The sequence below is a fragment of the Pseudonocardia sp. TMWB2A genome (assembly GCF_017312135.1).
In genome coordinates this window covers 186239-199082 of record NZ_QKQY01000001.1, presented here as the reverse complement: position 1 = coordinate 199082, position 12844 = coordinate 186239, and the positions used below count along the sequence as shown (strand labels likewise).

General features: G+C 59.9%; 13 protein-coding genes. 7 read left to right on the top strand and 6 right to left on the bottom strand.

Annotated features, from left to right (window positions below):
- Positions 1-15: 15 nt before the first annotated feature.
- Genes DMP17_RS00955 through DMP17_RS00940 form a run of 4 tightly spaced genes read left to right on the top strand, consistent with a single transcriptional unit; the run spans position 16 to position 2256 of the window.
- The gene (locus tag DMP17_RS00955; protein WP_337827210.1) at positions 16-618 is read left to right on the top strand and encodes an FMN-binding negative transcriptional regulator; all 603 of its coding nucleotides are present in this window, start codon (positions 16-18) and stop codon (positions 616-618) included.
- Positions 615-1268 carry an HAD-IA family hydrolase gene (locus DMP17_RS00950; protein ID WP_337827209.1) on the top strand — a complete coding sequence of 218 codons (654 nt, stop codon included), beginning with the start codon at positions 615-617 and terminating at the stop codon, positions 1266-1268. The genes DMP17_RS00955 and DMP17_RS00950 overlap by 4 nt, the downstream gene beginning before the upstream one ends.
- A complete protein-coding gene (locus DMP17_RS00945; protein ID WP_337827208.1) occupies positions 1265-1519 on the top strand; it encodes a hypothetical protein in 255 nt (84 codons plus the stop codon). Before DMP17_RS00950 ends, DMP17_RS00945 begins: the two co-directional genes overlap by 4 nt.
- On the top strand, positions 1516-2256 hold the full coding sequence (locus tag DMP17_RS00940) for an ATP12 family chaperone protein (protein WP_337827207.1): 741 nt from the start codon (positions 1516-1518) through the stop codon (positions 2254-2256). Before DMP17_RS00945 ends, DMP17_RS00940 begins: the two co-directional genes overlap by 4 nt.
- 9 nt (positions 2257-2265) lie before the next feature.
- Here the strand turns inward: DMP17_RS00940 and DMP17_RS00935 are convergent, their stop codons facing one another.
- Positions 2266-3072 (bottom strand): crotonase/enoyl-CoA hydratase family protein, encoded by an 807-nt coding sequence (locus tag DMP17_RS00935; RefSeq protein WP_337827206.1) that lies wholly within the window; start codon positions 3070-3072, stop codon positions 2266-2268.
- Positions 3069-4607, bottom strand: a complete 1539-nt coding sequence (locus DMP17_RS00930; protein ID WP_337827205.1) for an acyl-CoA synthetase — start codon at positions 4605-4607, stop codon at positions 3069-3071. The genes DMP17_RS00935 and DMP17_RS00930 overlap by 4 nt, the downstream gene beginning before the upstream one ends.
- Positions 4608-4892: 285 nt before the next feature.
- Here DMP17_RS00930 and ypfJ point away from each other — a divergent pair, with 285 nt between their 5' ends.
- Positions 4893-5759, top strand: a complete 867-nt coding sequence (gene ypfJ / locus DMP17_RS00925) for a KPN_02809 family neutral zinc metallopeptidase (protein WP_337827204.1) — start codon at positions 4893-4895, stop codon at positions 5757-5759.
- Positions 5760-5895: 136 nt separating this feature from the next.
- Here ypfJ and DMP17_RS00920 read toward each other — a convergent pair whose 3' ends face one another.
- Positions 5896-7104 carry an NAD(P)/FAD-dependent oxidoreductase gene (locus tag DMP17_RS00920; protein WP_337827203.1) on the bottom strand — a complete coding sequence of 403 codons (1209 nt, stop codon included), beginning with the start codon at positions 7102-7104 and terminating at the stop codon, positions 5896-5898.
- A gap of 497 nt (positions 7105-7601) precedes the next feature.
- Between DMP17_RS00920 and DMP17_RS00915 the strand changes: the two genes are divergently transcribed.
- Complete coding sequence (locus tag DMP17_RS00915) at positions 7602-8954, top strand: dicarboxylate/amino acid:cation symporter (RefSeq protein WP_337827202.1); 1353 nt, start codon at positions 7602-7604, stop codon at positions 8952-8954.
- Positions 8955-9178: 224 nt separating this feature from the next.
- On the opposite strand, the gene DMP17_RS00910 is transcribed toward DMP17_RS00915, so the two are convergent.
- The 3 genes from DMP17_RS00910 to DMP17_RS00900 are packed head-to-tail and all read right to left on the bottom strand — an operon-like array spanning position 9179 to position 11801.
- On the bottom strand, positions 9179-10408 hold the full coding sequence (locus DMP17_RS00910) for an NAD(P)/FAD-dependent oxidoreductase (protein ID WP_337827201.1): 1230 nt from the start codon (positions 10406-10408) through the stop codon (positions 9179-9181).
- Positions 10409-10449: 41 nt separating this feature from the next.
- Positions 10450-11349: an HpcH/HpaI aldolase/citrate lyase family protein gene (locus DMP17_RS00905; RefSeq protein WP_337827200.1), complete on the bottom strand. Its 900-nt coding sequence runs from the start codon at positions 11347-11349 to the stop codon at positions 10450-10452.
- A complete protein-coding gene (locus DMP17_RS00900) occupies positions 11346-11801 on the bottom strand; it encodes a MaoC family dehydratase (protein ID WP_337827199.1) in 456 nt (151 codons plus the stop codon). Before DMP17_RS00900 ends, DMP17_RS00905 begins: the two co-directional genes overlap by 4 nt.
- A gap of 340 nt (positions 11802-12141) precedes the next feature.
- On the opposite strand from DMP17_RS00900, the gene DMP17_RS00895 reads away from it, so the two are divergent.
- Positions 12142-12825, top strand: coding sequence for a nitroreductase (locus DMP17_RS00895; RefSeq protein ID WP_337827198.1), 684 nt, complete (start codon positions 12142-12144; stop codon positions 12823-12825).
- Positions 12826-12844: the final 19 nt, after the last annotated feature.

Sequence of the window (12844 nt, the reverse complement as noted above, 5' to 3'; positions counted from 1 at the left end):
GAAAGGCCGGCCCCGATGCATCCCAACGCGACTTTTCATTGGGAAGATCGCGACGCGATGCGCGCCTTTGTTGCCGATCAGGCGTTCGGGCAATTATTTGCCGCAACGCCGGACGGCCCGCGTGTCGCCCATGTGCCGGTCGTCTGGCACGATGCGGACCATCTGCGCTTCCATATCGCGCGCGGCAATGGCATCGCGCGGTATCTTGAAAACAGTACCGCACTTTTTGTGTGCAACGGCCCCGATGCTTATGTGAGCCCCGACTGGTACGGGCATGATAATCAGGTGCCGACCTGGAATTATGTTGCGGTGGAACTGGAAGGGCTTATCCGCAAATTGTCTGCCGATGAACTGGTGGCACAGTTGGACGCCCTTTCGGAGGATCAGGAGGCACGACTTGCACCCAAGCCCTTATGGACCCGCGACAAGATGGACCCCGGCTATTTCGACAAACTCACGCGCGCGATTAGCGGCTTTGAACTGCGCGTTACCGCTTGGCGCGGGACAGTGAAGCTGGGGCAGAATAAAGACGCGCGAGCGCGCGCCAATGTTGCGGATGCCCTTGAGGCCCAAGGCCGCCGCGCAATGGCGCATCTGATGCGGAATTTGGCACTATGAACCGGCTGGCGCTGTTTGATTGCGACGGCACGCTGATTGACAGCCAGCATAATATTTGCACGGCGGCGGATGCCTGTTTTGCCGCCAATGGCTTGGAGCCTCCCGATCATCATGCGGTGCGGCGCGGCGTCGGACTGCATGTGCGTGATGCGATGGCTCGGCTGGCACCGCAGTGGGCCGATGATGCGTTTATCGACAAGCTCGCCGCCGATTATAAGGCGGCCTATACCAGCCTCACCCAGCAGCTTAGTTACCAGACCGGCCATCTTTATGGCGGCATTATCGGCCTGCTCGACGCGCTGGAGGCCGATGGCTGGCTCCTTGGTATAGCGACCGGCAATTCGGATCGCGGGCTTGCGCGCATCCTTGACCATCATGGGCTGGAGCGCCGTTTTATCAGCTTGCAAACCGCCGACCGGCACCCGTCCAAACCGCACCCGTCAATGGCGTGGACCGCCTTGGCCGATGCAGGCGCAGACCCTGCCGCTAGCATCATGATCGGCGACACCAGCTATGATATGGAAATGGCCAAAGCCGCCGGCATGGTCGCCATCGGTGTCGATTGGGGTTATCATGAACCCGCCATATTGCGCGCAGCCGGTGCAGACCATATTGCAACCCATCCGGATGAAATCAGGACTTTTATATGAGCGACACCCCTCCCCTCCCCGACGCCGGTTTGGAAGAAAAAGCCAAACTGCGTTTTTTCATCCTGATCAGTACGCGCATCATCGGGGCCTTGCTCGCGATGCTCGGCATCCTTGTATTTTCGGACCGGATCAATTTCGTACCGCAGGATGGCCGCATGATGCTCGGCCTGATTTTTTTCTTTGCTGGGCTGATCGCCGCATTGTGGATTCCGCAATCGCTCGCGCATAAATGGCGGAGTCCAGACCAGTGAAGCGTTTCTATAAAGAAGTCAGCATCCGCCCCGAAACGGACGGTTTTTCTATCCTCCTCGACAATATGCCGGTTAGGACACCGGGCCGCGCCTTGCTGACCGTGCCGACCCAAGCCTTGGCCGACCGCATTGCCGAAGAATGGCGCAGTCAGGGTGAAGAGGTTGACCCGCGCGGGATGCGCTTTACCGGCATGGCCAATGCCGCAATTGACCGGATTGCGCCGGACCCCGCGCCTTATATTGCCGATATTGCGCGCTATGCCGAAAGCGATCTTTTCTGTTACCGCGCGCTTGAACCGGAGCCGCTGGTCGCGCGGCAGGTCGCGGCATGGAACCCGCTGCTCGATTGGGCCGAGCGGCTCTATGATGTGCAGTTTGAAATTACACAGGGGATTATTCCCGTGACCCAGGCCGAAGCAACACTCAGCCGGTTAGGCGCGGCGGTCGCCAAGTACCCGGCCTTTGTGCTGGCCCCGCTCTCCATCCTCACCACCCTAGGCGGTTCGCTGGTCGCCAGCCTTGCGATTGCCGAAGGGCATCAAAGCGCCGCCAAGCTTTGGCCTGCGGTTGTCCTCGACGAATTATGGCAGGAAGAAATGTGGGGCGCGGACAGTGACGCCCGGAAAGCGCGCGCTTTTCATGAACAGGAATGGATGGATGCGGCGGAATTTTTGCGCTTGGTGATAGACAACGACAAGCCCCACCCCAACGTCTCTCCTCAAGGAGAGGGAGGTTAGTCCTTCTATTTAGTCTTCGAAGTGCGCCGGACGCTTCTGCATTTCGGCCATAATCTGTTCCATCTGGTTGGGGGTGCGCAAAAGCGCGTCTTGCGCCACGCTTTCGGCCATAAGGATTTCGCTGTCGCTGCGGTCCCAATTCGCGTTGAACAGCCCCTTGGCGGCGCGGATGGCGTGCGGGTTTTTCGCGGCTATCGTGCGCGCAAGTCCCATCGCAACGCTGTGCGGATCTTCGGCAATATGGCTGACAAAGCCTAATTGCGCCGCCTCTGCGCCGGAAAATTCGCGGTTGGTATAGGTCAATTCGCGCAAAATATCGTCGCGCACCAAGCCTTTCCACAGCGCATAGCCCGCCATGTCGGGGACGATGCCCCATTTCATTTCCATGATCGCCATGCGCGCATCGGCGGTTGCGACGCGAATATCGGCCCCGCTCATAATCTGGAAGCCGCCGCCAAAGCAGACCCCATGCACCGCCGCGATGACCGGCATGGGGAGCGTGCGCCAGCCCCATGCGACGGCTTGGGCAAAATTCGCATCACCGTGGGTGCGCTCCACCAAGGGTTTGCCGCTGCCAACTCCGCCGCCCATCATCGCTTGCACATCAAGCCCGGCACAAAAGCTGCGCCCTTCACCCGACAGCACGACCGCGCGCACCGTTTTTTGCGCGGCGAGCCAGTCGATAGCCTCGTTGATTGCGGCAAACATATCGCCGTCCAGCGCATTCATCTTGTCCGCGCGGATGAGTCGCACATCGGCAATATGGTCTGCGACTGTCAGCGATACACGGTCGCGAAAATTCCGAACCTCTGTCATGCTTTCCCCCAATAACGGTCACGCACGAGCCGCTTATAAAGCTTTCCGGTGGGATGGCGCGGTAATTCGTCCACAAAATCAATCTGGCGCGGTATTTTGACACCGGACAGTTCCGCGCGGCACCATGCTTCCAGTTCCGCCCTCAACGCATCACCCGCATCGGCCTGATCTAGCGGCTGGATCACCGCCACCACCTTTTCGCCCATCACTTCATCGGGCGCGCCGACAACGGCGGCATCGGCAACCTTGGGATGGACGATCAGCCGGTTTTCAATCTCTTGCGGATAGATATTAACGCCGCCCGAAATAATCATGAAGCTTTTGCGGTCGGTGAGCGTCAGATAGCCGTCACTATCCATGTGCCCGACATCGCCCAAGGTCATCCAGCCATTGGGCAAGCGACATTCCGCCGTCTTTTCCGGATCATTATGATAATGGAATTCGGTCGGGCTTTCGAAATAGACAATCCCCTCTTCGCCCGCAGGCAATTCTTCGCCTTCATCGTTACAGATATGGACGATGCCGTGAATGGCTTTGCCGACCGATCCGGGCCGTTCCAGCCATTCGTCCGAGCGGATATGCGTCATGCCAATGCCTTCGGAGCCGGCATAATATTCGCTGATAACCGGCCCCCACCAGTCTATCATCGCCTGCTTGACCGGCACCGGACAGGGGGCCGCCGCATGGAAAGCGGTTTTAAGACTGTCATGCCTATATTTGCCGCGCACCTCTTCGGGCAGCTTGAGCATCTGGACAAAATGGGTCGGCACAAATTGTGCGTGGGTGACCTGATGCCGTTCGACCAGCGCCAGCACCTGTTCGGGGTCGAAATGCTCCATCACAACAACAGTCGCGCCCAAACGGTGCAGCGACATACACCAGCGTAAGGGCGCTGCATGGTAAAGCGGCGAGGGCGACAGATAGACGCTGTCGCCGTCCGGCTGGTATAAAAGCCGCGCAAGCTGGGTGAGGACGCTCGGCCCGTCAATCGCCGGGTCTTCGGGGAGCGGTATTTTAACGCCCTTGGGCCGTCCGGTAGTGCCGGACGAATAGAGCATATCCACCCCCGCCCGCTCGTCAGCAATCGGGGTGGCTGGGACCGCCTCCAGCGCCGCTTCGAGCGACGTGAAACCCGGCACAACGCTATCCGCCATCATCAATTTGACCGGCATCTGATCGGCCTCCAGCGCCGCGCGTAGCGGCTCTGCAACCTTGGTCATTGCGGCAGAAGTGACGAGCAATTTCGCACCGGAATCTTCCACTATGTAGCGCGCTTCCGGCAAGGTGAGGCGCGAAGACATGCACACATAATGCAAGCCCGCCCGCTGCGCGCCCCATATCAGCGCGAAATAGAGCGGGTGGTTTTCCATATGGATGGCCAGCGTGTCGCCCGCCTGCAATCCGGCGGCGCGGTAAAGTTGCGCGGCGCGATTCGACATCGCATCCAGTTCGGCAAAGCTGATAATCCGGCCGCTTTCCGCCATGATTACAGCAGCTTTATCGGGCGTGGTGCGGGCATAGATGGACGGGTGCATCACTAAAATCCTCTCTGTTATTTTTTCCCAGCTTGCCGCCAAAAATTGGCGCTGACCAGCGCGTTTTGCTTGCCGTTACGGCATTGCGCCTCCGTATCTTGGCGGAAAAGACGCCGCGGGACATCGGCCTTTGTTGCGCGTGCCGACAGCCTCCACGCTACCTCCTTCCCTCACGAAGAGGGGCTTTGAACAGGGTCCGCAACCGCTTTGCCTGACAGGCGTTATTCCCTTTGCGAAAATTGCTGCTAAGTTACCGCACCAGATTGACGGAGGGAGAGTCCGGCCATGCGCCTTGATGATTTTGACAATAGTATCAACGTGGAACATCAAGGTTCCGGCGGCTTTGGTGGACTTCCGATTGGTGGCGGATCGGTGGGGTGCGGCGGTCTTGTCATCCTCATCATTGGCGCGCTGGTCTTTGGCGTCGATTTAAGCCCCTTGGTCAGCGATGGCGGTTCGCCGATGGCACAGCAGACCCAACAGCAAAATGCGCCGGGGGCCGTGCAAGGCACCGCCGCTTGCTCGACCGACCCCAATGCCAAAGAAATGTGCGATGCCTTGTCGAGCCTCAACAAAACCTGGTCGGGCCTGTTCGCAAGAGAAGGCGCGCGATTCCAGCCGCCGAAACTGTCCTTTTATGACCAGAGCGGCGTATCGGGGTGCGGCTCCGCCCAATCGGCGATGGGACCGTTTTACTGCCCCAACGACCACGGCATTTACCTCGACACCACCTTCTTCCGCCAGATGGAGCAACAGCTTGGCGCGTCCGGCGATTTTGCGCGCTATTATGTGATCGCGCATGAATATGGCCACCATATCCAGACCATCACTGGCCTTGCGCAACAGGTGCAGCAAGCCCAAGCGCGTTCCAGTCAGGCGCAGGGCAATGCCATTCAGGTCCGCATGGAATTGCAGGCCGATTGCTATGCGGGCGTGTGGGCCGCGCAAAATAAGGACCGGATCGACCCGGACGATGTGCAGGAAGGCCTGCGCGCCGCCAGCTCGATCGGTGACGATGTGCTGATGGCCAATGCCGGTCGCCGCGTGTCGCCCGAAAGCTTCACCCACGGCACCAGCCAACAAAGGATGGAATGGCTCAACCGCGGCTTGCAAACGGGGGATCCTAGCGCCTGTGATACGTTTCAGGGGTGAGGGGTTATATCGCATTAAACTAAATTTATCCGTTAGTGCTGAGCTTGTCGAAGCACGGGGTGCGTTACTGGAAAACGCCCTTCGACAAGCTCAGGGCTAACGGTTTTTGGGATAATATTCCTTCGCCCCCTTCCCCTCAAATCACATCACCGACCGCTGCCCCGCTCGCCCAGGCCCATTGGAAATTATAGCCGCCGAGCCAGCCGGTCACATCGACCGCTTCGCCGATCACATGGAGGCCGGGGAGGTGCTTGGCTTCCAGCGTCTTCTGGTTAAGGCCATCAGTCGCGATGCCGCCGATGGTGACTTCGGCCTTGGCATAGCCTTCGCTGCCATTGGGGGTGAAGCGCCAGCGGTTCAGCCGCTGCCCCATCTGGTCGAGCGCCTTGTCGGTGAGCGCGTGGAGCGGCTTGTCGGCTGCCCCCAATTTCTCCGCCAACGCCTGTGCAAGCCGTTGCGGCAACTTGTCGGCGAGCAGCTTGGCCAGCGACCCGTTGGGTTGCGCCGCTTTGCTGGCGAGCAACCATGCCGCCGCCGCGTCGTCGGGGAGAAAGTCGAGACTAATCGCCTCACCCTTACGCCAATAGCTGGAAATCTGGAGGATAGCGGGGCCGGATAGCCCGCGATGGGTGAGCAAGGCCGCCTCGCGGAACACGCCTTTCGCTTTGCCCTCGCCAGCGGTGGCGACCACCTCGGTCGACACGCCCGATAATTCGCGGAATAGCAGATCGTCGCCGCCCAAGGTGAGCGGGACCAAGGCGGGGCGCGGTTCGATGATTTTGAGGTCGAATTGCCGCGCGCTGCGATAAGCAAAATCACTCGCGCCGAGTTTCGGAATAGACGGGCCACCACAGGCGAGCACCAGCCTTGATGCGAAAAGCGTTTCGCCCGCGACCCTGACCGCGAAGTCCGCCCCGTCATGGCGCACCTCGTCCACCGGCGCACCAAAGCGGAAAGCGACGCCCGCGCATTGCTCCATCAGCAACGCCACAATCTGCCGCGCGCTGCCATCGCAGAAAAGCTGCCCCAGCGTTTTTTCATGCCAGGCAATGCCCGCGCTATCGACCATCGCGATAAAATCTTGCGGTTCAAACCGGCCCAGCGCCGATTTGGCGAAATGCGGATTGGCCGACAGATAGCGCGGCGGATGGACGCCGAACCCTGCCTGCACATTGGTGAAATTGCACCGCCCGCCACCCGAAATCAGGATTTTCTTTCCCGGCTCGCTATTATGGTCGATGACCAGCACATGGGCCCCGCGCGCCGCTGCCCGCCCCGCCGCCATCAATCCGGCAGCGCCCGCCCCGATGATGATCGCATCATATTTGGCGCCTGTGCGCGTCATCCTATGATGACCTTTTTTAGAAATAGCCCGTTTTTCATAATCTTACATTCTCGTCTTCACATTCCGTCACCGAAACCGCCAAGCCCCGCATGATTCTGCCAAAAACACCCTCTTAGCTTCGCAAAGTCCGGGCAAAACGCCCTATTTTTATTTGTCCGGACATAGTCAAGCTGGCGGGCCGATGATGGCGGGAGAAATGACCATTGTGCAACATGATAGCCAAAGCCTTTGCATGAAAAGAGCGGCAATGCCCATAATGTCCCGCCCGGATGGAGTAGGATAGCGCATAATGAAAGGCTTGCATCATGGGGCCGGTTGCTTTTGTTATGGGGGTTTGGGGGATGTCTCTTCATTCTGGCAGCCGGTCTTCTCCCCTCCCGCTTGCGGGAGGGGTCGGGGGAGGGCCTGTTCGGGGGTGACGTTCTGAATTTGACATGCCCACCCCAAACCCCTCCCGCACGCGGGAGGGGCTTAAAGACTGAAAGGTGCGTTAATTTATGGCTGTTGGATTGGGTCTTCCGGATAAGCTTCACCCCGCCCCGACCTCCCCCGCCAAGCGTCCCTTTTACCGGCATTTATATGTGCAAGTCCTGATTGCCATCGCATTGGGCGCCGGCATCGGGCATTTTTGGCCGGAGGTCGGGGAATCGCTCAAACCTTTGGGCGACGGCTTTATCAAGCTGGTCAAAATGATTATCGCGCCGGTGATTTTCCTGACCGTTGCAACCGGCATAGCGGGGATGAAGGAATTGGCCTCGGTCGGGCGCGTTGCGGGTAAAGCCTTTGCCTATTTCCTGTTCTTTTCAACGCTTGCGCTGATAGTCGGTCTTATCATTGCCAATGTCGTCCAGCCCGGCGCGGGGCTGAATATCGATCCCGCAACGCTCGATGCGGGCGCGGTCGCCGATTATAGCAAGAAAGCGCATGACAGCAGCCTCACCGCCTTTTTGCTGGAGATTATCCCAGACACGATGATATCGGCCTTCACCGGCGGGTCGATCCTGCAAGTGTTGTTCGTCGCCATCCTGTTCGGCATTTCGCTGTCGCTGGTCGGCGAGCCTGCCGCGCCTATCCTTGATTTTATGGAGCGGATCGCGCTCGTCATTTTCCGCCTTGTCGGCATTTTGATGAAAGCCGCCCCCATTGGCGCGTTCGGCGCGATAGCCTTTACCATCGGCAAATACGGCCTCGCCGCGCTCGCCAATCTGGGGATATTGGTCGCAACCTTCTATTTGACCTCGTTCATTTTCGTGGTCGGGGTGCTGGGGGCAGTCGCCTGGTTCAACGGTTTTTCGGTGCTGAAATTATGCCGCTATCTGAAGGCCGAATTGCTGCTCGTGCTTGGCACCTCCTCGTCCGAAGCCGCGCTCCCCAGCCTGATGGACAAGATGCAGAAAGCGGGATGCGACAAATCGGTGGTCGGGCTGGTCGTGCCGACCGGCTATTCCTTCAATCTTGACGGCACCAACATCTATATGACCTTGGCCGCGCTGTTCATCGCGCAGGCGTGCAATGTCGAGCTGAGTTTGGGCGAGCAAATCTCGCTCCTGCTCGTCGCGATGATCAGCAGCAAGGGCGCGGCGGGCGTGACCGGCGCAGGCTTTATCACCTTGGCGGCAACCCTGTCGATTGTGCCATCGGTGCCGGTCGCGGGGATGACGCTTATCCTCGGCATTGACCGCTTCATGTCGGAATGTCGCAGCCTCACCAATTTTATCGGCAATGCAGTGGCCACCGTTATCATCGCGCGCTGGGACGGAGCGCTGGACAAGGACCAGCTTGATCTGGCGCTATCGGGCGCATTGCCGGACGAACCGGCCTTGCCGCCGATTGAGGCGGATGAGGATTGAAGATTAGGGACAGCGGCGCCCCCTTTTACTCGCCTTTACTCGCCCGACGCCCTTTCGGCTACCCTACTCCGCTCGTCCTGAGTGCCGTCCTGAAAGGACGGTGTATCGAAGGACAGGCTGCGCGCGCAACCGGTCCTTCGATACGGGCCTTGCGGCCCTACTCAGGACGAACGGAGGGGAGAATTCCGGCACCGTAGCGGGTCAGCAACGGTCAAGCCTCCCCCTCACCCCGCCGCGATCAATTCCTTTAGCTGGCGGCTGGTGTCGGTGAGGTCGGCGGGGTCGATATGTGCGCCTGCTTCGACCAGCTTGCGGCCTTGGACATAATCTTTGACCATATTGACGCAATCGAGCGCAATCACCGCGCCGTCGCGCAGGTAAATCACCGAAAAGCTACGGGTTGCGGGGTCGCCGCGCACCAGACTTTGGTCATGGCCTTGCGACAGGCCGACGGTTTGCAGGCGCAAATCATATTGGTTCGACCAGAACCACGGGGTCGCGCCATAGGGGACCGGATTGCCCATGATCGTCTTGGCGACGACGCTCGCCTGATCGCTCGCATTCTGGACCGATTCCAGCCGGATACGATAGCCTTGGGCAAAGCGGTTATGGTGCGCGGCGCAATCGCCGAGCGCAAACACATCGGGCAGGCTGGTTTCGCAATGTTCGTTGACATTGACGCCATTCTGCCCCTCCGCCCCCGCGAGATGCAGCACATCGACAGCAGGCAGGACGCCGATGCCGACAATCACCATTTGTGCAGGGATAAGCGTGCCATCATCGAGCCGCACACCCGACACACGGCCCGCGCCTTCCAGCGCGTTGACGAGCGTGGCGGTGCGCAAATCGACGCCATGCGCGCGATGTTCGGCTTCATAGAAATGCGACAAAGCCTCGCCCGCAACCCGCGCCAAGACGCGCGGCAAGGCTTCGAGCAGCACGACCTTCTTGCCCAATTTGGTGAGGGCGGCAGCGGCTTCAAGGCCGATATAACCGCCGCCAATCACCGCAATCTGCTCGACGCCGTCCAGTTCGCCCATGATCGCATCGACATCGGCGCGGGTGCGCACCGCATGGACGCCCGCCAAGTCGGCGCCTGCGCAATCGAGCAAGCGCGGGTCGCCGCCCGTCGCCCAGACAAGCTTGCTATAGCCCAAGCGGCTATCATCTTCGAGCGTTACCGTCTTGGCATCAGGGTCCAGCGCGACCACCACTTGGCCGAGCAAAAGGTCGACCTGTTTATCGTCCCAATAGCTGCGCGGGCGGATATGGATCTGGTCGAAACTTTTGTCCCCGGCCATATATTCTTTGGACAAAGGCGGGCGTTCATAAGGGATTTCCGGCTCGCGCCCGATGAGCGCAATCGAGCCGGTAAAGCCGGCCTGCCGTAAATTGATCGCGGTCGCAGCGCCTCCATGCCCTGCGCCCACAATGATGATGTCATAGGATGTCATGGCCTCTCCCTGCCTTTGTCTTCCTGTTTGTTGAAATATGGTCAGGCCGCGCCGAAGGCCGCTGCTTGGGCCAGCACCGTTTCCGCCTGTTTCTTGTGCGGAATGTCGAGCATCTTGCCGTCAAGGCCGACCGTGCCCGCGCCCGGATCGGCGGCGAAAGCGTCCAGCACGCGGCGCGCATGGGCGATTTCTTCCGTAGATGGCATGAAGCTTTGATTGACCGCTTCGACTTGCGCGGGATGGATGCACAATCGCCCGCCAAAGCCTTCGGCGCGTGCAGCTTGCGATGCGGCGCGCAGGCCCGCATCGTCGCGGAAATCGGCGTGGAGCGTATCAATCGCCTCCACCCCTGCGGCATGGGCGGCGAGCAAGGTCATTGCGCGCACCATCTGGTATGGAAAAGCCCAATTGCCGTCCGCGCCTTTATTGGTGCTGGCCCCCACGGCAGTCGCCAGATCCTCCGCGCCCCAAGTGAGGCCTGCCAGCCGTTCCAATCCTGCCGTGGCAAAATCGCCCAAGCGGAACGGCGCAACGGCGGTTTCGGTCGCGACCGGAATGATTTTGGTCGATCCTTGCGCAAGGCCATGTGCGGCTTCCAGCGCGTCGAGATAATGTGACAGGCGGCGCACACAGTCCGGCCCGTCAATTTTGGGGTGCATGATGCCATCGGGCGCGCCGGGCATGACGGCGGCCAAGTCTTCGGCGGTCATGCCGGTATCGAACGGATTGACGCGCACCCAATATTGCAGCGGGCGTTGCCCGCGCGGTGTGGCTTTCAGATAATCCGTCACCAGCGCGCGCGCCGCCGCTTTATTTTCGGGCGCGACCGCATCTTCAAGATCAAAGATGACTGCATCCGCGCCGCACTCTGCGACCTTCCCGATCTTCTTTTCGCTGTCGCCCGGAATGAACAGCAAGGAACGCAGCGGAAGCGCGCTCATGCCGCGGGCTTCTTGCGCTGGAGGCCGGTGCGCTTGCAGGTGCCGACAAGGTCGCCCTGCTGGTTGAACGCTTCATGGAGGAAGGTCACAATCCCCGCATCAGGCCGCGATTTGGAGTCCCGCAATTCCAGCACCGTCGTGCGGACATTGACCGTATCGCCGTGGAACAAAGGCTTGGGGAAACGCACATCGTCCCAGCCGAGATTGGCAACCGCCGTGCCTAAAGTCGTATCGCCCACCGATATGCCGACCATCAGGCCAAGCGTGAACGCGCTGTTGACGATGCGCGCGCCAAATTCGGTGCCTTTCATATATTCTTCGTCAAGGTGGAGCAGCGCGGGATTATGCGTCATGGTGGTGAACAATATATTGTCGGTTTCCGTCACCGTGCGCCGGATGGCATGGTCGAACACCTGCCCCACTTCCATTTCGTCAAACCAGACACCTGCCATGAGGTTCATCCTTTCCTTATCGCTTGCGCAATTCCTTATCGCTTGCGCAAGGCTCTGCCAGCCTTTGGCCCGTTCGACTAGCCATAGTTGTTCGGGCAAGGGTCGTGTAAATTTTTTACACGCTCTTTCCCCGCTATGCCGCAGCGTAAAGGCGCGAGCGCAATAAAAAGCGGCAATTAAGCATTATACAGCGTGGGTAAAATCGCCTAGCCTCTTTTCCGGCAAAACCGCCAATTCGTGCGGGAAAAATGGATAGAGGGAGGCACAGGATGATGGTTTGGCGTGGCAGTAAAAAAGGCCCCGCAATGCCCCTATCCTCCCCATATCACGGCCATAATTGATGCACGCGCCCTCGCCTTCTGTTTCGGATGCGGTGCAAAGCCGCCGCTCGATCCGCCAGTTTCTCGACCGCCCTGTGGACAAGGCGCTGTTGCGCTCGGTGCTGGAGCGCGCGCAGCTTGCCCCGTCGGGCGGTAATGTCCAGCCGTGGGAGGTCGCGATTCTGTCCGGTCCTGCACTTGCGGCCTTGAAACAAAAGGTCATCGCGGCGGCCTTGCGCGGCGATACGTCCCATGCCGATTATCAAATCTACCCCCATCCGCTCCCCGATCCGTGGATGCAGCGGCGGCGCGATGTCGCTTATGCCATGTATCAAGCGATGGGCGTAGCGCGCGACGACAAGCCTGCGCGCGCCGCCGCGTCCTTGCGCAACCTTGACGCTTTCGGCGCGCCGGTGTTGCTGCTGCTCCACTGTCCGACCTTCATGGGACCGCCGCAATGGGGCGATATGGGCATCTGGCTCCAGACCGTCATGCTGCTTTTACGCGAAGAGGGGCTGGATAGCTGCCCGCAAGAAGCCTGGTCGCTTTATGGCGGGCTCATCCGCGAAGAATTGGGCTTGGGCGCGGACCATATTTTATGGACCGGCCTTGCAATAGGCTGGCGCGACCGGCACGCGCCGGTCAATAATTTTCCGTGCGCGCGTGCCGCGCTCGACGATGTGGTGCGCTGGTTTGATGACTGAGCGCGCCTTCTCTTTCCCT